The 1,196-nt window shown below is 58.5% G+C and carries 1 pseudogene; it reads right to left on the minus strand.

Features of this window, described 5'->3' with window-relative positions:
* Positions 1-39: 39 nt before the first annotated feature.
* Positions 40-1,126: pseudogene (locus K1Y73_RS21920) on the minus strand (IS3 family transposase).
* Positions 1,127-1,196 lie beyond the last annotated feature (70 nt).

The raw sequence follows: 1,196 nt of genomic DNA on the forward strand, positions 1-1,196 counted from the left end.
GGTAATCCTCCCCGTTTTAACGGGGTGCAGCAGTAGACTTCAGGCAGCCATCTTCAGTTTCTGGGCGGGTGTGATGCCGCCTATGCCCATGTTGGGGCGCTCATTGTTGTAAGTCCATAGCCAGTCGGTTGCGATCTCCTGCGCCTCCTCGATGGTTTCAAAGATGTAGAGGTCCAGCCATTCATGCCGGACCGTTCTGTTGTATCGCTCGACGTAAGCATTCTGCTGGGGCTTTCCGGGCTGGATGTGGTTGAGGGCAATGCCCTGCTTCTCGGCCCAGATCATCAGCGTGGAACTGATGTATTCCGGGCCATTGTCGACCCTGATCGCCAAGGGCTTCCCGCGCCATTCAATGATCTGGTTCAGCGACCGGACGACCCGCTCGGCCGGGAGCGAGAAGTCGACCTCGATGCCCAGGCCCTCACGGTTAAAGTCGTCCAACACGTTCAGAAGCCGGAACTGGCGGCCATCGGACAAGCGATCAGCCATGAAGTCCATCGACCAGACCGTGTTCGGTGCCTCAGGGACGCTGAGTTCATCGGGTTTGTCGCGCTTGATCCTCCGGCGGGGCTTGATCCGCAGGTTCAGTTCCAGCTCGCAGTAGATCCTATGGACGCGCTTATGGTTCCACGGGTGCCCTGTACGTTGCGCATGTGCAGGAAGCACAATCCAAAACCCCAGGTCCGGTGCGCCTTGGTCAGCCCTTCCAGCAGGTCTGCGATGAACTCATTCTCAGCATCGCGCTTCGGGCTGTAGCGAAAACAGGTCTCGCTGACACCAAAGGCCCGGCAGGCCAGCGCGATGCTGACCCCCTTCGTCGCCACTGCCTTCTCGGCCAGCTCGCGGCGTTGAGCTGGCCGCGTCATTTTTTTCCAAGGGCTTCCTTGAGCAACTCGGCCTGCATGCTCAGGTCCGCAAACATGCGCTTCAACCGCCGGTTCTCGTCTTCAAGGGACTTCATCTGGCTCATCATCGACGCATCCATGCCGCCATACTTCGATCGCCACTTGTAGAAGCTCGCCGTGCTGATCCCATGCTCACGGCAAAGTTCAGGCACGGCCACACCGCTCTCGGCCTGACGAAGCACAGCCATGATCTGCGGCTCGGTGAAACGGCTCTTTCTCATTCGAATCTCCTCAGCTCACGCTACGAGAAAATTCTACTTATGCAGCCCCTTAACCATGGGGAGGATTACC

The sequence above is a fragment of the Xinfangfangia pollutisoli genome, assembly GCF_020179405.1.
In the GTDB taxonomy this organism is placed as follows: Bacteria; Pseudomonadota; Alphaproteobacteria; order Rhodobacterales; family Rhodobacteraceae; genus Pseudogemmobacter; species Pseudogemmobacter pollutisoli.